Origin of the sequence: Apilactobacillus kunkeei (assembly GCF_001308195.1) — a bacterium.
GTDB classification, from domain to species: Bacteria; Bacillota; Bacilli; order Lactobacillales; family Lactobacillaceae; genus Apilactobacillus; species Apilactobacillus kunkeei_C.
The window spans coordinates 1-21,581 of the sequence record NZ_JXDF01000017.1; the positions used below are offsets into that span (position 1 = coordinate 1).

The window sequence follows — 21,581 nt, forward strand, 5'->3', positions numbered from 1 at the left end:
TAATCTTTAATGGCAGCTAATTTTAATTCTTTAGAAAACATAAAAGAACCCCTTAAGTTAGATTTCTCCAACTCAAGGGGTTCAGTTCAACTCCGGAAAATTCCGGAGTCTTTTTTATTTAACTATTATTTGCTGCTTGATGAGCTAGTTAAGTATGATGATAGGATGTTTTGTAAGTCCTTATCCTTAATTTCAACTCCACCATTCTTAAGAACCTTAGTTACAACGCTCTTTAGAGTAGTGCTGTCGCTTAACTTAGAAGTAGCAATTTGATCTTTTAGATCATTGATGTGGTCATTGTATGAACCCTTCTTAGGGTGGTTAACCATTTGGATGATTTGGTATCCGTATTGAGTCTTAACAGGTGTCTTAGTGTATTCACCGTTTGATAGCTTGTAAGCAGCTTTTCTAAATGCTGAATCGATGCTTGAGTCTGTGTTATCAAATGGAGTTACACGACCTGATTTGTTCTTGTTTGAAGTGTCTTTTGAGTACTTCTTAGCAAGATCTGAGAACTTCTTACCATCCTTAAGTTCTGAGATAACTTTTTCAGCAGTTTTCTTGTCAGATACTAAAATTTCGTTAACAGTAACCTTTGGTTGGTAGCTCTTGAATTGTTTCTTTAGGTCAGCAGTTGAGTATGAAATGTTAGCTCTAACAGCCGCCTTTAGAAGTAGGTTAGATTTTAGTTGGTTCTTGAAACTAGTAGTAGTTAAACCTTGTTGTTCAAGTAAAGTTTCAAATTCTGAACCGTATTGACTCTTGTATTGGTTGTATTGAGCGTTTACTTCTGATGAAGAAACCTTGCTACCATATTCCTTGTTCAATACCTTGTCTAAAATCATTTGTTGTAGAACTTGTTTACCGTTTGAAGTGTTCTTCATGCTGCTGTAGTATTCGCTTTGGGTAATCTTACCACCGTTAGTAACGGCAACAGTCTTATCACCACAGGCAACTAATGAAACACTTAGTAATGCACCGGCAAGTCCAACTAGAACTTTTTTATTCATAATGTAATACACATCCATTTCTTTATTTTATCTATCATTAACTGATAGTTTTACGTTAACACATAGTAAATTCTATCACAAAAAAACTTAAGAAATTTTTAAATTTATTTGGTGATATTATTAATTCTTTGGTTAATTAAATCTACGTGTGGATTAATTTTGAATTGATATTCATCAATATCTCTTTGCATAGCTTCAATAGTGGGCTTTGACTTGCTAACTTCATCCTGTAACTTTGAGATGTTAGCAGTTAGCTTATTTTTTTGATCTAAAACGTTTGAAACGCCATTGATTTTATCCTTAGTAGATGAATAAACACTGTTGGCAAATTCTTTTGGATCACGTTTAGTAACAACTAGATAAGCGGCCAAACCAGCTGCAGATAATCCTAGTAGCTTTAGCATTGATTTAATCATGCTTATTCCTCCAATGAACTAATAATATTTGCTTTAATTTGTTCAAAAGCTTCTTCATTGTACTTATCTGAGTTGTCTTGAAAGCTCATAGAGAAGCCATCGTTTTCACTATATCTAGGAATAAGGTGGAAATGTGAATGGAACACAGATTGATATGCCAATTCACCGTTGTTATTTACGATGTTCATTCCTAAAATGTCTGGAGCTGATTTTTGAATCGCTCTAGCAATCTTAGGAATTCTTGAAAATACTTGTTCAGCAAGCTTTTCATCATATTCGTAGATATTAGCAACATGTTTTTTTGGCACAACTAAAGTGTGACCAGGTGTAGCTTGTGAAATATCCAAGAATGCTTTCACATATTCATCTTCGTAAATAGTGTAGCTAGGAATTTCACCATCAATTATTTTGCAGAATACACAATCACTCATATTATTCTTCCTTTCTTTGATATTACTGTGATTATATACATATTAACATAAATTAAGCTTAAAGGAACTTGTGATATAATTGACGTTAATAAATTTCATAGGGGTGATATTCCGTGTCATTAAAAGTGGATAATTTAGTGGGTGGATACTCACGAATTCCAGTACTAAAAGATGTATCATTTGACGTAAAAGACGGCGAATTAGTCGGCTTAATCGGTCTAAATGGTGCAGGGAAGTCAACCACAATCAATCATGTCATTGGATTGTTAAGACCATTTTCTGGATCAATTAAGATTAATGGAATCGCAATGCAAGATGATATTGAAGAATATAAGAAACAAATTGCATACATTCCGGAATTCCCGGTTTTATATAAAGAACTAACCTTAAAAGAACATATTGAAACTACCATTAAGGCTTACGATCTAGACGAACAAGCTGCTTGGGAAGATGCTAATAAAATGCTAAAGATGTTTCGACTAGAAAATAAACTTGAATGGTTCCCGGTCAATTTCTCAAAGGGAATGCGTCAAAAAGTAATGATTCTTTGTGCGTTTATCACAAATGCCAAATTATTTGTTATTGATGAACCGTTCTTAGGCTTGGACCCGGTTGCAGTAAATGACTTGCTTAACCTAATTGAAGAACAAAAGAAAAAGGGTAGCAGCATTTTAATGTCTACCCACGTATTAGATACAGCCGAAAGATTCTGTGATCGTTTTGTTTTGATTCACAATGGGCAAATCAGAACAGAAGGAAACATTCAAAAGCTACAGGATGAATTTGGTAGCAAAGATAGTTCCTTAAATGATATTTACTTGAAGCTTGCAAAGGAAGAAGCTAATGAATAGTCTTTTTAATCAGCGTTTGCAATCCCATTTCACGCAAATGTCTAAATATTTAAGATATGTATTTAATGATTTCTTTGTGATTGCATTAATGTTTATCATCGGTGGAATTGGCTATCAATATGCGATGTTTATTAAACACCTTCAAGCAGGCCAATGGTGGGAAAAACTAGTCTTAGTAGTTCTTATATTAGTTGTTATTCAACTAAATAATTTGGTCACTTTTGTAAAAAGAGCCGACTTCGTCTTCTGGTTGCCAAAGGAAAAAGAATTCTTTGCTTTCCTACGTAGTGGCTTAAGATACTCGAAGTCACTGGCAGTCGTTGTCCAAATTGTGGCATGGTTTGTCATGATTCCATTTATTGAAAAATCAATGGTAAATACTAACATCGCTATAATTTCGATGTTTTTAGTAGTCATGGTCTTTTTAAAGATGATGATTTTAAACTTTCAAATGATCGATAACTACCATCACAATCGTAATATTTTGAATAAAAAAATATTCTACCGCGTGATTATTCCTTTGGTTATTGTTGCCTTAGCCGCTTATATTAATGTTTATGTAGGTGTGATAATTGGTATTGCGGTGTTGATTTTGTCGCATTTATTGGTTGCCAAATTAAAGCAACAAAGCATCGATTGGCAAGTAGTGATTGAAAAGACGGAAAGCCATGAAAACAGTCTTAATCGCTTCTTCAACATGTTTACCGATGTTGAAAACATGCAAGGGGCAATTAAGAGACGCAGCTATCTCGATTCATTGTTCAAAATGTTCAATGATGACGTTTATTCAGTTCTATATTCAAGAGGAATAGTTAGAGATAAGGAAATCAGTGGTCTATTAACACGGGTTTCTGTCCTGGGAGCAATCATCATTGGGGCAATTAAACTAGACTGGATGGCTATTTTAATCGCATTGCTATTTATGTATTTGATTGTGTTTCAACTAATTCCATACTTTACTAACTTCGATGATAATGTTTTTACATCGTTGTACCCAATTACCTTTGATCAACAAGTAAAATCATTTACCAACGTGATTGGCAAGATAATGATTTTAGTGGTTATCGTATTGATGATTGGTTCCATCTTCATGTTTAATTTATTAGGGTCAATAATGTTATTATTGGCGTTAGTTATTGAATGGATTTTATTAATTAAAATATATGTACCAAAGAAAATAAAAAAAGCCAGTTCAAATTATTGATGTTGCTTGACGTAGCTATTAAAAAGCCAGTAAAATAGGTAACAGAATAAAAATAGAACATTTGGCAGATTTAATTAGTCAAAACCTTGGTTTTGGCTATTTTTTATGAGGAGGATAATTCGTGAGAGTTAGAAATAAGCCATGGGCAGACGGTTATATCAAAGATAACCAAAAATATATTGTGACTGATCCTGAAAACTGGATTGGCAAATGGTCACAACGTTTTGAAAAAGAACAACCAATTCATATTGAAATTGGAACAGGGAAGGGTCAATTCATCGTTGAAATGGCCAAAAAACATCCTGAAGTGAACTTTTTAGGTATCGAAATCCAAAAGACAGTTATCGCAATTGCTTTGAAAAAAGTTGTTGAAGCTGATTTACCAAACCTACAATTGGTTCATACCGATGGTGCAGGTGTAGATACTTTCTTTGGTAAACATGAAATTGATACAGTTTATTTAAACTTCTCAGATCCATGGCCAAAGAAGCGTCATGCTAAGAGAAGACTTACTTCACCAACATTCTTAGATAGTTACAAGACAATTCTAAAGGAGGACGCTCCTGTCGTTTTCAAGACTGATAACCGTGGCTTATTTGAATACTCTGTAATTACTTTCAATAATTACGGAATGTACTTCGATTTATTATCACTTGATTTACACAATAGTGAATACATGGAAGATAATGTTGAAACTGAATATGAACATAAGTTTAGTAGTAAGGGTCCAATCTACAAGATTGTTGCTTACTTCAACAAAAAAGAAGACTAATTAATAGTCTTCTTGAAGTTCGTTAATCCATTTGAATTGATAGTTAGAATTAATTTCAAAGTATCGTTCAATTATTTCATCGTTTTCTAAAACGTTGATAGCACCAACGTAATCTTTATTGTTATTCTTTTTCATAACCCAGCTACCGTAAACTTTGCTTTTGTTTAAAGTATTTTTTGCATGAGTTATTTGTAGGTTAATTTTTTTAATATGCTTTTCTTGCTTAATCTTTTTAGCAACTAAAACACTAGTGCCGATAACTCCAATGGCAAGGGTTGACACGATTGCATTTTTAGACTTAATGATATATCACATCCTTTTGTATAGGATACATTATATTACATTCAAATTTATAATCAAACTGCATCGAAAATAGCAAGAAATAAGTTATAATAAAGAAAAAATAATTGGAGTGAATAAACATGGAACAATTACCAACAATGAACTTAGATGAATTAAAGAAGACTGTTAGCGATGGCAAGTACATGCTATTCTTCTCAGCTGACTGGTGTCCAGATTGCTCATTTATCAAGCCAGCAATGCCAGAAATTGAAGCAGAATACCCAGATTACAAATTTATCGCAGTTGATCGTGACCAAAACATTGATTTAGCTGCTGATTTAGCAATCTTTGGTATTCCAAGCTTTGTTGCATTTGAAAACGGTGAAGAAATTGGCCGTTACGTCAATAAAGACAGAAAAACAAAGAAACAAGTAGAAGAATTTATCGATTCTCTATAATAATTAATATGTGGAAGGTAAGATTTAATGTTAATTGCAAGTTATAACCCAAAACAAACTGGTGACATTTTAGTTGTCATCTTGGATGAAGATGCTAAAGAACAAAAGGTAGAACAAATTGGTAATGTTGTCAGAATTTCTGATGCATCAAACGACCACGTTACTGGTTTTAACTTTACTAACGCTTCAGAAGTATTACCACGTCTAAAAGAAGTAAACGGTGAAGTTACCTTAACTCAAGAAGATTTAGACGCCCTAAACAATTCATTATCTGATAATGGAATTGAGGACACTATTGAATTGGATACTGATCCAAAGTTTGTTGTGGGATATGTAAAATCTGTTAAAGAACATCCTAAGTCTGACCACCTAAAGATTACTGAAACTGAAATTAATGATGGTAAGACACTACAAATCGTTAGTGGTTCTCCAAACATGCAAGAAGACATCAAGGTTGTTGTTGCCAAAGTTGGTGCAATGATGCCTGATGGTCTAATCATTTGGCCTGGTGAATTGAAGGGTGAAGAAAGTAACGGAATGATTTGTTCAGGTCGTGAACTATTAATTCCAAATGCACCACAAAGACCAGGTGCTTTGATTCTACCTAACGATTACCAAGAAGTTGGAGAAGCTTTTGATTTTGATAAAGCTGACACATTATTTTCAAAATAAGTAAGAAAAAGGGGATTTAAAATCCCCGCTATACATAAATTTTTAGATTAAGGATGACGCTTGAATGGAACACTATGACGGACCTGCTTTTTACCGTAAATATAACGTTTTAGGTGAAAACAATGAATTAAAACATAATAATAAGTCTAATAAAAGTGAATCCCGAACTAATAGAGATGCAACTGTAAGACAAAATGATGATTCTGAAGATTATCTTCTACTTAACAGAGATAATCCAATTGCTAAAAGAGCAGCAGCTTTTAAACCTAGTCATAATTCAACTAGTGGCTCAAAAGTTCAATTCTACCAAAACGAAACTTCTAGCAAATTCAGAAAAATTATGAATCAACTTGATCGTCACAATGAAGAATTAATTGGTATGACAAGTGATGATACTGGAGCTATTGATTTGGATCGAGAAGAAATTAGCACTTCTGAAGACGAATCAATTGCAACTAGTCAAGCTGATGCAGTTGATAAACAATCAATCGAACAATTTAATGACATAGAAGCAGAACCATACTCAACACCTTATATCGATAGAAGTAAGGCTGCTGAAAGCGAAGCGAAAGCTCAAGAAGCAGTTGTGGCTGATAGTGAATCTGTTTCGGTAAGTGATACTGTTGATGATGATACTGAGACTTCAAGTAATGAAGTCCCACAAAGTGCCGAACAAAGCAGTTCATCTAATCAATCTTCATTTGATAAGTTTATGGGGATGGTAAACCACGATGCTGATAATCAACTGGATTCAGAATCAGAAAACGATAATGAAGATGACACGCAAACTCATGACTATTACGATGATGAATCTGATGGTGATAGTTACGCTAATTCAGATAGTGATGTCATTATCTCTTCACATGCTGAAGTAAATAATTCATCAGTTGATGAAGATACTACTCAATATGTTTCATCTGATTATGATGTTTCATACAATGAAGCAGAGAGTGACGAAATTGATGCAACAGCAACGAAAACAAGTGGTAATGACGATAATGAACATATCGAAGAACCACATGAAGAAAAGAGAAATATTGAAAATCATGGATTAGGACACTCTTTAGCATCAATCTTGAATCAAGAACAAAACGTGCAAAAAGACTTGTCTATCTTTAATGATCGTCCAGTATCGGAATCAGACGTTTCTGAAGAAGATGATATACCTGAGGAAGAATATCACCATGATGAAAGTGTGTCTGCTGACTACGACGATAAGGGCTATCAATTCCCATCTATGAATTTGTTGGAACCATCAGATGAATTTGAAGATGATTCAATGGATGATTGGATTGAAAATCAAGCTGAAATCTTGGATGAAACACTCCGTGCTTTTAATGTGGATGCAAACGTTGTTGATTGGACCAATGGACCAACAGTTACACAATTCCAAATTAAACTTCAACTAGGGGTGAAGGTAAGTAAGATTACTAACCTGACAGATGACTTGAAACTAGCATTGGCTGCCAAAGACATCAGAATTGAAGCACCAATTCCTGGAAAGACAACTGTAGGTATTGAAATTCCAAATCCAAAACCAAGACCGGTTAGATTATCCGAAGTATTGGACACGCCACAGTTTGAAAAGACTGATAAACCACTTACTGTTGCTTTAGGGGTCGACCTAACAGGTAAACCTCAAATGACAGACTTGAGCAAGATGCCTCATGGTTTGATTGCCGGGGCAACTGGTTCAGGGAAGAGTGTGTTCTTAAATAGTTTGTTAATTTCACTACTATACAAGGCAACTCCTGCACAATTAAAGATGATTTTAATTGATCCAAAGGCCGTTGAAATGGCTCCTTACGATAAATTGCCACACTTACTTTCACCAGTTATTTCAGATCCAAAACAAGCATCTGCTGCTTTGAAATGGTCTGTTAAGGAAATGGACGAAAGATATGAAAAACTTGCTGCAGCAGGGGCAAGAAACATCGAACAATTCAATCAAATGGCTGAACAAGCTGGTGAATACACCAAGAAGATGCCATACATCTTGATTGTAATCGATGAGTTGGCCGACTTGATGATGGTCGCTTCTAACGAAGTTCAAGACTACATCGTTAGAATTACCCAAAAGGCCAGAGCGGCAGGTATTCATTTGATTGTTGCTACTCAAAGACCTAGTGTTGATATTATTACCGGTACAATCAAGAATAATATTCCAACTCGTGTTGCCTTCATGGTATCCAGTCAAGTTGATTCGAGAACCATTATCGATACCGCTGGTGCCGAAAGGTTACTTGGAAAAGGTGATATGTTGTACTTAGGAAATGGGGCAAGTCAATCTGCTCGTTTACAAGGTACATTTGTCACTAACGATGAAATCGAAAGAGTAACCGATGAAGTTAGAAAACAAGGTGAACCTAAGTATGCCTTTCAACCTGATTCATTGTTGAAGAGCGTAAACCAAGTTGAACAGCAAGACGAATTAATGCCAGATGTTTTGGAATACATTTCCAATGAAGAAACAGTATCTACATCAAAACTACAAAGAGTCTTCTCAATTGGATACAATCGAGCGGCCAGTTTGATTGATGAATTAGAGAAGCATAATTATGTATCAGGTCAACATGGCTCTAAACCGAGAGATGTATATTTAACCGAAAGTGATTACAAAAAGTTAAATATTTAAAAAAGGGGCGCCATATCAGCTCAAATCTGATATTATAAGATTAATGAGAGATAAAAGGAGCATTTAATTATGGATGCAAAGAAAATATATCACTTTGTCGGTGTTAAAGGTACAGGAATGTCGGCAATGGCAAGAATCCTTAAAGATAGAGGATACGAAGTACAAGGTTCAGACATTGATAAATACACATTTACTCAAGTGGGTCTAGAACAAGCAGGAATTAAAGTACTTCCTTTTAACGTAGATAACATTAAAGAAGGTTTAACTGTAATTGCAGGTAACTCATTTACAGATGATCAACCAGAAATCAAAAAAGCAAGAGAAATGGGATTACCAGTATTTAGATACCACGAATTCCTAGGTGAAATGATTAAAGGACACACTAGTATTGGTGTTTGTGGTGCCCATGGTAAGACAAGTACTACTGGTTTATTAGCCCACGTATTGTCAGGAATTGCACCTACTGATTACCTTATCGGTGATGGTACTGGTAAAGGTGTTCCGAATGCTAGATTCTTTGCATACGAAGCTGACGAATACCGTCGTCATTTCTTGGCAACTAGTCCAGACTATGCAATCATGACTAACATTGACTTCGATCACCCTGATTACTACACAGGAATCGAAGATGTTAAGAGTGCATTCCAAACATTTGCTAACCAAACAAAGAAAGGTATCTTTGCTTGGGGTGACGATGAAAACCTAAGAGACATTAAAGCTGATGTTCCAATCTATTACTACGGAACTAGAGAAGACGATGACTTTAGAGCTGTTAATGTTGTTAAGAGCACTTCTGGTTCAGAATTTGATGTTGAATACAAGGGTAAGAAATTAGGTCATTTCCAAATTCACTTATATGGTGAACACAACGTGTTGAACGCATTAGCAGTTATCGCTGTTTCATACTTCGAACACGACAACCTAGACGAAGTTCAACGTGAACTAGAAACTTTCAAGGGTGTTAAGAGACGTTTTGCACAAAGAAAAGTTGCTGATATGACTATTATTGATGACTATGCTCATCATCCATCAGAAATTGACGCAACCATTGATGCTGCAAGACAAGAATACCCAAACAAGAAGATTATTGCGGTATTCCAACCACACACATTCAGTCGTACAATCGCTTACCTAGATGATTTCGCTAAGAGTCTAAACAAGGCTGATGACGTATACATCACCAAGATTTACAGCTCACCACGTGAAAAATCTGGTAAGATTTCAAGTGCTGACTTAGCAAACAAGATTACTAAGAATGGTGGATTAATTGAAGCCGAAAACATGTCACCATTACTTGAATATCATGACGCTGTCGTCGTATTCATGGGTGCTGGAGATATTCAAAAGTACGAAAGAATCTACGAAAACTTGTTGAATGATGTAACAAATAACATGAATTAAACACTTGTAGTTTCTTACGATTCTGGTAGAATACTTCTAACACATCGTAAACAAGGAGGTTTATGGATTTTATGAATAACTATGATCAAGCTGGACGTCGTTTAGTAAACGATGCTTTCGGTATGAACAGATTTTTAACTAAAACATACGGATGGATGACTCTTTCAGTATTAATTTCTGGAATTGTTGCATATCTAATGGGTGGAATGTACCACGCTAGTTTTAGCTCTGGAGCAACTATCGTAGGTTTCATTCTATGGTTTGTGTTAGCTTTTGCTACTCAATCAGTTGCTATGCGTAATGCATTCGCTGGATTTATTATGTTAGTGGTCTTTTCAGCATTAACAGGTGGATTATTCTCATACGTATTTATGTTTTACAGTCCAACTGCAATTGCCGAAGCATTCTTCACTACTACCATTGATTTCGCCATTATGGCAATCATTGGTCTTACTACTAAGAAGAGCTTAGATAAGATTGGAACTCAAGCAATGGCTGCATTTATTGCATTGCTTGTTGTAAGTATCATTAATTTGTTCTTACACAATCCATTATTTGACCTATTCATTTCATTTATTGCTGTGATTATCTTTACCGCATTTACTGCTTATGACAGTCAAAAGATTAAGGAAGCATTTAACGAATATGGTTCTGAAGTATCAGAAAATGGTTTAGCCATTAATGGTGCGATGATTTTATACATGGACTTTATTAACTTATTCCTAAACTTACTAAGAATTTTTGGTCTTGGTGATGACAACAGATAATAAAAAAAGATGGTGTTTATACAACACCATCTTTTTTATTTTTTATATAATATACTATGCGTGCATGTTAAAATTAAATTATCGAAGAAAACGGTAAGGAGAATTATATGTCTGATAAGAGATTATTATTAATCGATGGAAATAGTATTACTTATAAAGCCTTCTTTGCTTTAATTAAATTAGTAGATCGTTTTACTAATAACGAAGGGGTACATACTAACGCAATTTACGGTTTCAATAACATGCTAAATATCATGTTAGATAAAGTGAAACCTACTCACGTTCTGGTAGCCTTTGATGCCGGAAAAACTACATTTAGAACAGAAATGTACTCTGATTACAAGGCTGGTAGAGACAAGACTCCTGAAGAATTAGTTGAGCAATTCGACTACGTAAAAGAGCTATTAAAAAATCGTGGTATTAAATATTACCAACTAAAAAATTATGAAGCAGATGACATTATCGGTACACTTTCAAAACAAGCTGATGGTCTAGGATTCGATACCACCATTGTTACTGGAGATAACGATTTAACTCAACTATGTTCAGATAAGACAACTGTATCAATTTCTAACCGTGGTGTTTCTGGTGTTGTAAGATACGATACTGACTATGTTAAAGAAACAATGGGGATTACTCCCGAACAAATTATTGATTGGAAAGCCTTGAAAGGTGATTCATCTGATAATTACTCTGGTGTTACCGGTGTTGGTGACAAGACATCCCTAAAACTAGTAAAGCAATTTGGTAGCGTCGAAAACCTATATGACCATCTCGATGAGGTTTCAGGTAAGAAACTAAAGGAACACCTAATTGAAGATAAGGATGAAGCTTTCCTAGCCAAGAAGTTAGCTAGAATTAATCGTGAAGCTCCAATCGAAATTTCAATTGATGATACAGAATACGAGGGAGATCATTTAGACGATTTAATCGCATTTTATCGTCAAATGAACTTTAGAAAATTCCTTAGTGAAATGAACACCACTCAAAATGCTAATATGAAGGATATTGAATACGTTGAAGTTAGTGATGATACATTATCTGAAATCGCTAAACAAGACAGCGACAAGGTAACATTTTACCTTGGTATGGATGGTGACAACTATCATGATGCTCCATTCATTGGATTTGCTCTAAAGATTAACGATAAGATATATGTATCAAACGATGCTGAATATCTAAAGAGTGATCAGATTAAACAAATCATTGAAAGCAATGATGTTAAAAAAGATGTGTTTGATGCTAAGAGAACCTATGTTGGTTTAAATCGTTTAGGCATTACATTAAACAACGTTGATTTTGATTTATTGCTATCTTCATATCTGTTGGACACAAACGACAATAGCAATGATTTAGGTAAGGTCGCTAATCGTCATGATTATTTTGATGTTCAATCAGATGATGATGTATATGGTAAAGGTGCTAAGCGTGAGATTCCTGAAGGCGACAAGTTATTTAACCACTTTGCTAGAAAGTTAAATGCCATTGACGCATTAAAAGATAAGTTATTTGATGGTTTAAAGGAAAATAACCAATGGGACCTATATACTGATGTTGAATTACCATTAACATTCGTATTAGCAAGAATGGAAATTGCTGGTGTGGTAGTTGATAAAGACGTTTTAAACGAAATGCAAAGCAAACTTTCAGAACGTTTGGAAGAAATCAAACAAACTATCTATAACGATGCTGGTGAAGAATTCAATATTGCATCCCCTAAGCAACTGGGTGTAATTCTATTTGAAAAATTACAACTACCTGTAATTAAGAAAACTAAGACCGGTTACTCGACTGCAGTAGGTGTGTTGGAACAACTTGCTCCTGACTATCCAATCGTTGAAGCAATCCTTGAATATCGTCAACTATCCAAGATTCTATCAACCTATGTTGAAGGATTATTATCTGATATTCATGGGGATGGTAAGGTTCATACTAGATACCTACAAACTCTTACCCAAACTGGAAGATTATCTTCTGTAGATCCTAATCTACAAAACATCCCGGTAAGAACTGAAGAAGGACGTAAAATCAGACAAGCATTCGTGCCTAGTCATGATAACTACCAAATCTTCTCATCCGATTATTCTCAAATTGAATTGAGAGTTCTTGCTTCTATCTCTGGTGACAAGAACATGCAAGATGAATTCATTCATAACGATGATATTCATGCATCAACCGCCAGAAGAATCTTTGGATTGAAGGATAACAGTGAAGTTACTCCTGAACTTCGTCGTCAAGCTAAGGCCGTTAACTTCGGAATTGTTTATGGTATTTCCGATTTTGGTTTAGCAAAGAATACTGGAATCAGTCGTAAAGATGCTAAGGAGTTCATCGAAAAGTACTTTGCTGAATATCCTGGTGTTAAGAAATACATGGATGAAAGTGTTGAAAGCGCAAAGAAAAATGGTTATGTTGAAACCATCCTTCACCGTCGACGCTATCTACCTGACATCAATTCAAAGAACTTTAACCTAAGATCTTTTGCAGAAAGAACAGCAATGAACTCACCAATCCAAGGTAGTGCTGCTGATATCATCAAGATTGCAATGATTAAGATGGAAAACGAATTAAACAAACGTGGCATGAAAGCCAAGATGTTATTACAAGTGCATGATGAATTGATTTTTGAAGCACCTGATGAAGAAATTGAAGTACTAAGCGAATTAGTACCAAAGGTAATGGACTCAGCTGTTGAACTTAACGTTCCGCTAAATGTTAAAAGCCATTACGGTAAAAACTGGTACAGTTTGAAATAAATTAAGTGAGGTTTAATGATATGCCTGAATTACCTGAAGTAGAAACTGTTAGAAGAGGTCTTACTAACTTAGTGGAAAGTGCTAAGGTTAAGACAATTGATGTATTATATCCAAAAATGATTAATGTTAGTGCAAAGGAATTCAAGGATACTCTAGAAGACCACACTATTAATCGTATTGATCGACGTGGTAAATACCTATTATTTAGATTTGATAACGCAATGACTTTGGTCTCACATCTAAGAATGGAAGGTAAGTATGACGTTGAACCAGATGGAACTGAACCAACTAAACATACTCATATTATTTTTCATTTGGATGACGACCGTGAACTAAGATACAAAGATAGTCGTAAGTTTGGTCGAATGTACTTAGTTAAAAATGGTGACGAAAAGACGCTTTCTGGGTTAGGAACAATTGGTCCTGAACCAACAGATGAAACTCTAACATTTGATTACATGAAATCAATCATGAACAAGGCTAGAGGAAAGATTAAGCCATTTTTACTAAACCAAAGTAATATTGCTGGATTAGGTAATATTTACTGTGACGAAGTTTTATGGTTGACCAAGATTCATCCTGAAACTCAAACAAACTTAATTACTGATGAAGAAATTGAAGAATTAAGAAAGAACATTATTGCAGAAATAAAAATGGCAATTAAGGGACATGGAACTACTGTTCACTCTTATTCAAATGCATATGGAGAAGCTGGATCATTCCAAAACCATCTACATGTGTATGGTAGAAAAGGTGAACCTTGCGAACGTTGCGATACCTTATTAGAAAAGATTAAGGTGGCTCAACGAGGCACAACATTCTGTCCTAACTGTCAAAGAAAAGTGGTTGAATAATATGACAAGAGTAATTGGTTTGACCGGTGGAATTGCCACTGGAAAATCAACAGTGGCTGAGTATCTAGCAAGTGTTGGATACGAAATCATCGACGCTGATAAAATTACTCACCAGGTTCAATCAAAAGGCAGCAAAGGTCTAGAGGCTATTGCTGCCTTTTTTGGTAAAGATATTATCAAAGAAGATGGTGAGTTAAATCGACAAAAATTAGGTTCAATCGTGTTTAATAACAAATCTAAACTAATTGAATTAACCAGAATCATTGATCCATTCATTCGCAGCGAAGTGATTAGAAGAATTAATGAAACTACAAATGAAGTAGTAATCCTAGATGCACCGACATTGTTTGAAAATGGTTATCACTTTATGTGTGACGACGTTATCAGCGTTGTTTGTGATTTCGCTGAACAGGAGAAGCGCTTGATGGAACGTGATTCTCTATCTAAGGAAGATGCAGACGCAAGAATTAAGAGTCAATGGCCTTTAAAAATTAAGGCTGAATTGTCCACTTATGTGATTGATAGTAATGGAAGCATTATGCAAACACGCAATCAAGTGGTAAAATTGTTTAATAACATAGATTAATTGAGGTGAAACATATGCAATGTCCTCATTGCCATAAAAACTCTTCGAGAGTAGTTGACAGTCGTCCTGCCGAAAATGGCCAGGTAATCAGACGTCGACGTGAATGTGAAAATTGTAATTACAGATATACAACATTTGAAAGAATTGAACAAACACCATTATTAGTTATTAAGAACAACGGCAATCGTGAAGAATTTGATCACGAAAAGATTCTTCGCGGAATTATTCGTTCTGCTGAAAAACGTCCAGTGCCAATGGACGCAATGACATCTATCGCAGATAAGGTTGAAAACCGTATCCGTTCTTTAGGTGAAAACGAAGTATCAAGCCAACTAATTGGTGAATATGTGATGAAAGAACTAGTGAATGTCGATGAAATTGCTTATATTAGATTTGCTAGTGTTTATCGTCAATTTAAAGATATGACGGTCTTTTATAATGAATTAAAAGAGGTATTAGATAAGGACCAAAAAAATAAGAAATAGCGGGGAATTAATATGACAGATCAATGGCGAGAGGTAGATCCTCTATCCAAGTTTATATTGTTGGCAGATGATGATTTATCTGACTTACAAAGAACTTCTTTGGATGTTTTATATCAGCCAATCATTGGTGTCTTGCCATATGCTTTGATTAACAATTTTTGGCGTATGAGTCATGAAAGAAAGACACATCAAGCACATAGTCATTTTGAAACCTTGTCTTATTTGAGTGTCGACATGAAATCATTTTACGAGGCCCGCTTAAGATTAGAAGCGGCTGGTTTGATGAAGACATACATCAAGACTAGTGATAAGGGCGAAAAACAATACGTCTATCGTCTGGTTAGTCCACTATCCGTTAATGATTTCTTTATTGATGATTTACTAAGCGTTTCACTTTTACAAGTAATTGGTGAAGATAGATACGTTGACTTATACAATGAATTTATCCGACCTGGATTTGATTTGTCCGAATATAAAGACGTTTCAAGAAACTTCCTTCAAGTGTTTAATATTCGTGATAGCGAAGTTACCAACACACCAAAGGCTGTTCAACAAGTTAAAAATAGTATTAATGATAATAGTAGTCACGTTAAAGCCGGTCCAGTCATCGAAAAAAGTGATGACTTTGACTTTAATTTACTATTAGACATGCTAAACCAGTCTTACGTTAATACATCCGATGTTAAGAAGAATATCAATTTGATTAATTCAGAACATCAATTGTACGGTATCGATGAGATTGAAATGGCTAAATTGATTGAAAAGGCAACTAATGTTACCAATAACGTCTTTGATCCAAACAACTTTAAGATTTTGGTATCTAGACAATTTCAATCAAATGCGGATAACATATCACGTGAAGCCACCAATGCTGATAAATCTACCGAGGCAGATAGCAACGATTTAAACGCCCAGGAAAGACAATTGATTAAATCGGCCAGTGAATATGCACCAATCGAATTTTTAAACTATTTGAAGAATGCTAAGGGTGGTTATGTTCATAGCAATGAGGAACGCATGATTTCTGACTTGGTTTCTAGACAAATTCTAAAACCAGAAGTAATCAATATGATTGTTTATCATCTACTAATTGATCAAGAAAAGTCCGGTTTAAATAAGAACCTCTTTGAAGCAATTGCTGATAACTGGTCACAAAACAATGTTTCCGATGCAAGCAAGGCAATTACTTTCATCAAGAACAGACAAAAAGAATTAAACAAACCTAGAAAATCACGTTTCAATAACAATCGTAAGATGACGGTTAAAGAAACCCTTCCCGATTGGGCAAAAGATAACGAAAAGCCAAAGGAATATGGTAAGGTAAACGAAGATAAGAAAAAAGAACTAGAAGCTAGAATTCAAAAGCTTCGTAACAGTAGAAAAGAGGGTAGAGAATGAAAAACTTAAGTGATGAATTTGCCAAGACTTTAAGCAAACCAAAATACAATGAACGTTACCAACAATCAGTCAATGCTGTTTTAAATAATGAAGACGTTAAATCATTTTTAAACAAGCACAAAGATGAGTTGGAAGACGATGTTGTAAAACGCTCAATGTCAAAACTATATGAATTTGTTCAAGAGAATAACAAACTAAAGAACAATCAACCAACAACGATTCCTGGATATACTCCAGTATTAGTTGTTAATAAGGGATTGGTTGATATTTCATACGTTCCTACACAAGAAACTAAGGATAACATGAAGAAGGCCAAAGTGCTTAAACGAATCCATGCAGTTGCCATGCCTAAGAACATTAAGAACGTCACTTTAGATCAATTTGATTTAAGTGAAAATGATTATCGTATGAATGCGATGGGATTAGTTACTGATTTCATCGAGGAATATACCAACACGCCTAAGAAATGGCACCAAGGGATGTATCTATACGGTGAATTTGGTGTTGGAAAAACATTCCTAATGGCTGCAATGGCAAATGAATTAGCCAAGAACGGATTTGAAGTAACATTGGTTCACTTCCCAAGTTTTGCAGTTGAAATGAAGAGTGCGATTTCAAGTAACTTGGTTGCTGACAAACTAGATGCAATTAAGAAGACACCAGTCTTAATCCTAGATGATATTGGTGCTGATTCTATGTCATCATGGGTAAGGGATGATATCTTAGGTGTTATTCTTGAATACAGAATGCAAAACTCACTAAGTACATTCTTTACTTCAAACTTCTCAATGCAACAATTTGAAGAAGAACACCTAGCTATTAACAATAAAGGTGACGTAGAACCACTTAAGGCTAAACGAATCATGCAACGTGTTCACTACTTGGCAAAAGAAGTAGGGATGTTTGGTCAAAATCGTCGCCCACAATAATTAATGCTTGACAATTTAAGCGTGACTGTCGATAATAAAGACAGTTGATAAAAGACATGATTTCAGATCTCGACTTACAGGGAGAGGATACATTTGCTGGAAGTATCTTCATGTTCAGGTTTGAAGTTACCACTTTTATTTTTAATCAGAGGAAAATTCTGAATCGGGTTGTTTCGTTATAGACTATTATGAGGCCTATTTGTTCGTGCAAATAGGTAGAATTCGGGTGGAACCACGTTTATAACGTCCCTAGTGTCTATTTATTTAGATGCTAGGGGCTTTTTTGTTTCTATTCGAAAATTACACAAGGGAGTGCTCTATTATGGCAAAGATTTCATTTGAATTTCCTGACGGTAGCGTAAAAGAATTCGATCAGGGAGTAACTACTGAAGATATCGCTAAATCAATCTCAATTAGTTTAGCTAAGAAATCAGTAGCTGGTAAGATTGACGGAAAAATGGTTGAAATTGATTTACCACTTGAAAAAGGTGGCAAGATTGAAATCGTTACAAAAGATACAGAAGATGGTCTAAAGGTTCTACGCCAAACAGCTTCACAATTATTAAAAGCTGCCCTTGCTGACCAATTTAATAACATCCAATTTGGTGAAAGTACTTCTGACGAAGATGGTTTCTTCGTTGATACTGACAAACGTGATTCACAAGTTAGTGCCGATGAACTACCACAAGTAGAAGAACGTATTAACAAAATGGTTTCAGACAATGTAAAAATCGAAAGAAAAGTATTATCTCTAGAAGATGCTTTAAAGCAAGTTGATGGAGATCCATACCAAGCTAAGCTAGTTAACGAACTAGCTGAAGATGGTCAAGTTGTCTTCTACCAAATCGGTGACTACCTAGGTTTAGGTGAAGGTGTTGTATTACCAGAAGCTAAGGCTGTTAAGGAATACAAGTTACTTTCAGTTGCCGGTGCATACTGGGAAGGTAAATCATCAAACCCAATGCTACAAAGAATCTTCGCTACAGCATTCTATAAGAAAGCTGATTTAGAAGAAGATCTAAAGAGAAGACAAGAAGCTAAGGAAAGAGACCACAGAGTTATCGGAAACAAGTTAGACTTATTCTTCGTTGACCCTAAGGTTGGTGCTGGTTTAGCTTACTGGATGCCAAATGGTGCTACTATCCGTCGTGTTGTTGAAAGATACATCATTGATAAGGAATTAGCTAACGGTTACCAACACGTTATTACACCAGTTCTAATGAACCTAGATGCATACAAGACATCTGGTCACTGGCAACACTACCGTGAAGACATGTTCCCACCAATGGACATGGGTGATGGTGAAGAACTAGAACTACGTCCTATGAACTGTCCTAGTCACATCCAAATCTTCAAGCACCACATTCGCTCATACCGTGAACTACCAATGAGAATTGCTGAACTTGGTATGATGCACAGATACGAAAAATCAGGTGCTTTATCAGGTCTACAACGTGTTCGTGAAATGACTCTAAATGATGGTCACACATTCTTAAGACTAGACCAAATCCAAGATGAATTTAAGAAGGTTCTTGGTTTAATGGTTGAAGTATACAAAGACTTCGATATTAAGAACTACCACTTCAGATTAAGTTACAGAGATCCTAAGAACACTGAAAAGTACTTTGATGATGAAGAAATGTGGAGCAAGTCACAATCAATGCTTAAGGGTGCCATGGACGACCTTGGCTTAGATTACGTTGAAGCCGAAGGTGAAGCAGCATTCTACGGTCCTAAGCTTGATGTTCAAACTTACACTGCAATGGGTAATGAAGAAACTCTATCAACTATTCAATTAGACTTCATGCTACCTGAAAGATTTGATCTACACTACGTTGGTGAAGATGGTGAAGAACACCGTCCAGTTATGATGCATCGTGGTTTAGTTTCAACTATGGAAAGATTTATTGCTTACCTAATCGAAGTGTACAAGGGTGCTTTCCCAACTTGGTTAGCTCCAAAGCAAGTTAAAGTTATTCCAGTAAGTATGGAAAAATACGGTGACTACGCTAAGGAAGTTAACAGTAAGTTAGCTGCATTAGGTATCCGTACAAGTGTTGATGACAGAAACGAAAAGATGGGTTACTTAATTCGTGATGCTCAAACTAACAAGATTCCATACACAATCGTTGTTGGTGAAAGTGAAATGAACTCAAACCAAGTTTCTGTACGTAAGTACGGTGAACAAGATAGTGAAAGTCTAAGTCTTGATGACTTCATCAAAGAAATTCAAGAAGATATTAGTAACTATTCAAGAGAAAAATAATAAATGTTATTGACATGTACCACTCATGTGGTATTATATAAGTAACGAAAAAGCAGAAGCATCCCGCTTCTCGCCTGAGTGATCGAAAGAGATGGCTAGGCATGATATCGGATTAACCTTTGATTTAATGTTCAAAGGACCAAAAGCGGGTGCTCAATTGTGGGCATCCGCTTTTTTCTGCTTTTTAATATACTTGGAGGTGAATTACCATAGCAAACGATATGATGGTTAATGATGGAATTCGAGCTCGCGAAGTTCGTTTAATTGGTGCTGATGGTGATCAATTAGGTATTAAGTCAAAGGACGAAGCAATGCAAATTGCTGAAGCTGCTGGATTAGATCTAGTAGTTGTTGCTCCAAAGGCTAAGCCAATGGTTGCTAAAGTTATTGATTACGGAAAATACCGTTTCGAACAACAAAAGAAAGCTCGTCTATCTCGTAAGAAGCAAAAGGTAGTTAGTGTTAAGGAAATTAGATTAAGTCCAACTATTGATACTAATGATTTTAATACTAAGTTGAAGAGAGCTAAGACATTCATCGCAAAAGGTGAAAAAGTTCGAGTTTCAATTCGCTTTAAGGGACGTGCCATCACACATAAGGAAATTGGTCGTGATGTTTTAAACAGAATGGCAGATTCTACATCAGATGTTGCTAGCGTTACTCAACGAGCAAAAATGGATGGAAGAAGTATGTTCCTAATGCTCGCACCTAAGTCAAGCGATAAAAATTAGATAGTATTTTTATAATACTTAAGTTAAATTAAGGGAGGATTTTTTCAATGCCAAAGACTAAATCAAATCGTGCAATTGCAAAGCGTTTCAAGAAAACTGCTAAGGGTGGTTTAAAGAGTGCTAACGCATTCACAAGTCACCGTTTCCACGGTAAGACAAAGAAACAACGTCGTAACCTACGTGGTACAAGCATGGTAAACGATACATTAGCAAGCAAATACACAAAGATGTTTTAATTAATACTTTTAAGTAAGACATAATTTAGGAGGATTTAAATATGCCAAGAGTTAAGGGTGGAACAGTTACTCATGCACGTCGTAAGCGTGTTTTAAAAGAAGCTAAAGGTTACCGTGAAGGTAAGCACAGTCTATTCAAGACTGCTAAAGATCAAGTTATGAAGTCACGTGAATACGCATTCCGTGATCGTCGAGCAAACAAAGGAAACTTCAGAAGATTATGGATTGCTCGTATCAATGCTGCTGCTCGTATGAACGGCTTAAGCTACAGCAAGTTAATGCACGGTTTGAAACTTTCAAACATTGAAATGAACCGTAAGATGCTAGCTGACTTAGCAGTTAACGATGAAAAAGCATTTGCTTCATTAGCAGAAACTGCAAAGAAAGCTATTAAATAATCTATAAAAACTTTCACCACTTAAGGTAAGTAGGTGGGAGTTT

At 35.4% G+C, this 21,581-nt stretch carries 22 protein-coding genes and 1 other annotated feature; of the genes, 18 read left to right on the forward strand and 4 right to left on the reverse strand.

The annotated features are described in order from the left end of the window. Window positions 1-125 precede the first annotated feature (125 nt). From RZ78_RS03135 to RZ78_RS03145, 3 genes are all read right to left on the reverse strand, one after another. Entirely contained in the window at window positions 126-1,010 is an 885-nt protein-coding gene (locus RZ78_RS03135; RefSeq protein WP_237756977.1) for a peptidylprolyl isomerase, read from the reverse strand. 104 nt (window positions 1,011-1,114) lie between these two features. Then, complete coding sequence (locus RZ78_RS03140; RefSeq protein ID WP_034531224.1) at window positions 1,115-1,426, reverse strand: hypothetical protein; 312 nt, start codon at window positions 1,424-1,426, stop codon at window positions 1,115-1,117. Window positions 1,427-1,428: 2 nt separating this feature from the next. Then, window positions 1,429-1,857 (reverse strand): HIT family protein, encoded by a 429-nt coding sequence (locus tag RZ78_RS03145; RefSeq protein WP_034531222.1) that lies wholly within the window; start codon window positions 1,855-1,857, stop codon window positions 1,429-1,431. Window positions 1,858-1,970: 113 nt separating this feature from the next. Here RZ78_RS03145 and RZ78_RS03150 point away from each other — a divergent pair, with 113 nt between their 5' ends. The 3 genes from RZ78_RS03150 (at window position 1,971) to trmB (ending at window position 4,684) form a co-directional block, all read left to right on the forward strand. Next, window positions 1,971-2,708, forward strand: coding sequence for an ABC transporter ATP-binding protein (locus tag RZ78_RS03150; RefSeq protein WP_054483294.1), 738 nt, complete (start codon window positions 1,971-1,973; stop codon window positions 2,706-2,708). Beyond that, a complete protein-coding gene (locus RZ78_RS03155; protein WP_054608105.1) occupies window positions 2,701-3,912 on the forward strand; it encodes an ABC transporter permease in 1,212 nt (403 codons plus the stop codon). The genes RZ78_RS03150 and RZ78_RS03155 overlap by 8 nt, the downstream gene beginning before the upstream one ends. A gap of 121 nt (window positions 3,913-4,033) precedes the next feature. Next, the gene (trmB, locus tag RZ78_RS03160; RefSeq protein ID WP_034531218.1) at window positions 4,034-4,684 is read left to right on the forward strand and encodes a tRNA (guanosine(46)-N7)-methyltransferase TrmB; all 651 of its coding nucleotides are present in this window, start codon (window positions 4,034-4,036) and stop codon (window positions 4,682-4,684) included. Here the strand turns inward: trmB and RZ78_RS03165 are convergent, their stop codons facing one another. After that, the gene (locus RZ78_RS03165; protein WP_054608106.1) at window positions 4,685-4,966 is read right to left on the reverse strand and encodes a hypothetical protein; all 282 of its coding nucleotides are present in this window, start codon (window positions 4,964-4,966) and stop codon (window positions 4,685-4,687) included. Between the two features lie 140 nt (window positions 4,967-5,106). Here RZ78_RS03165 and RZ78_RS03170 point away from each other — a divergent pair, with 140 nt between their 5' ends. The 15 genes from RZ78_RS03170 (at window position 5,107) to rplT (ending at window position 21,538) form a co-directional block, all read left to right on the forward strand. After that, window positions 5,107-5,424 carry a thioredoxin family protein gene (locus RZ78_RS03170; protein WP_034531217.1) on the forward strand — a complete coding sequence of 106 codons (318 nt, stop codon included), beginning with the start codon at window positions 5,107-5,109 and terminating at the stop codon, window positions 5,422-5,424. A 27-nt stretch (window positions 5,425-5,451) separates the two neighbouring features. Further along, window positions 5,452-6,096 (forward strand): YtpR family tRNA-binding protein, encoded by a 645-nt coding sequence (ytpR, locus tag RZ78_RS03175; protein WP_054608107.1) that lies wholly within the window; start codon window positions 5,452-5,454, stop codon window positions 6,094-6,096. 64 nt (window positions 6,097-6,160) lie between these two features. Continuing rightward, complete coding sequence (locus RZ78_RS03180) at window positions 6,161-8,731, forward strand: DNA translocase FtsK (RefSeq protein WP_191978836.1); 2,571 nt, start codon at window positions 6,161-6,163, stop codon at window positions 8,729-8,731. A gap of 69 nt (window positions 8,732-8,800) precedes the next feature. Then, window positions 8,801-10,132: a UDP-N-acetylmuramate--L-alanine ligase gene (gene murC / locus RZ78_RS03185; RefSeq protein ID WP_034531212.1), complete on the forward strand. Its 1,332-nt coding sequence runs from the start codon at window positions 8,801-8,803 to the stop codon at window positions 10,130-10,132. Between the two features lie 71 nt (window positions 10,133-10,203). Further along, a complete protein-coding gene (locus RZ78_RS03190) occupies window positions 10,204-10,899 on the forward strand; it encodes a Bax inhibitor-1/YccA family protein (RefSeq protein ID WP_054608108.1) in 696 nt (231 codons plus the stop codon). A gap of 107 nt (window positions 10,900-11,006) precedes the next feature. Next, complete coding sequence (polA, locus tag RZ78_RS03195; RefSeq protein ID WP_054608109.1) at window positions 11,007-13,655, forward strand: DNA polymerase I; 2,649 nt, start codon at window positions 11,007-11,009, stop codon at window positions 13,653-13,655. Window positions 13,656-13,675: 20 nt separating this feature from the next. Next, window positions 13,676-14,509 carry a bifunctional DNA-formamidopyrimidine glycosylase/DNA-(apurinic or apyrimidinic site) lyase gene (mutM, locus tag RZ78_RS03200; RefSeq protein WP_054608110.1) on the forward strand — a complete coding sequence of 278 codons (834 nt, stop codon included), beginning with the start codon at window positions 13,676-13,678 and terminating at the stop codon, window positions 14,507-14,509. 1 nt (window position 14,510) lies between these two features. Further along, a complete protein-coding gene (gene coaE / locus RZ78_RS03205) occupies window positions 14,511-15,095 on the forward strand; it encodes a dephospho-CoA kinase (RefSeq protein WP_054608111.1) in 585 nt (194 codons plus the stop codon). Window positions 15,096-15,109: 14 nt separating this feature from the next. Next, window positions 15,110-15,580, forward strand: coding sequence for a transcriptional regulator NrdR (gene nrdR, locus RZ78_RS03210; protein WP_034531205.1), 471 nt, complete (start codon window positions 15,110-15,112; stop codon window positions 15,578-15,580). A 12-nt stretch (window positions 15,581-15,592) separates the two neighbouring features. Beyond that, entirely contained in the window at window positions 15,593-16,978 is a 1,386-nt protein-coding gene (locus RZ78_RS03215; protein WP_081006887.1) for a replication initiation and membrane attachment family protein, read from the forward strand. After that, entirely contained in the window at window positions 16,975-17,907 is a 933-nt protein-coding gene (dnaI, locus tag RZ78_RS03220; RefSeq protein ID WP_054608113.1) for a primosomal protein DnaI, read from the forward strand. The genes RZ78_RS03215 and dnaI overlap by 4 nt, the downstream gene beginning before the upstream one ends. 322 nt (window positions 17,908-18,229) lie before the next feature. Then, entirely contained in the window at window positions 18,230-20,173 is a 1,944-nt protein-coding gene (gene thrS, locus RZ78_RS03225) for a threonine--tRNA ligase (protein WP_034533642.1), read from the forward strand. A 44-nt stretch (window positions 20,174-20,217) separates the two neighbouring features. Continuing rightward, window positions 20,218-20,358: a sequence feature (ribosomal protein L20 leader region), on the forward strand. A 36-nt stretch (window positions 20,359-20,394) separates the two neighbouring features. After that, entirely contained in the window at window positions 20,395-20,904 is a 510-nt protein-coding gene (infC, locus tag RZ78_RS03230) for a translation initiation factor IF-3 (protein WP_034533640.1), read from the forward strand. A gap of 47 nt (window positions 20,905-20,951) precedes the next feature. Beyond that, window positions 20,952-21,140 (forward strand): 50S ribosomal protein L35, encoded by a 189-nt coding sequence (gene rpmI, locus RZ78_RS03235; protein ID WP_034531197.1) that lies wholly within the window; start codon window positions 20,952-20,954, stop codon window positions 21,138-21,140. Window positions 21,141-21,181: 41 nt separating this feature from the next. Beyond that, window positions 21,182-21,538, forward strand: coding sequence for a 50S ribosomal protein L20 (gene rplT, locus RZ78_RS03240; RefSeq protein WP_034531196.1), 357 nt, complete (start codon window positions 21,182-21,184; stop codon window positions 21,536-21,538). Window positions 21,539-21,581: the final 43 nt, after the last annotated feature.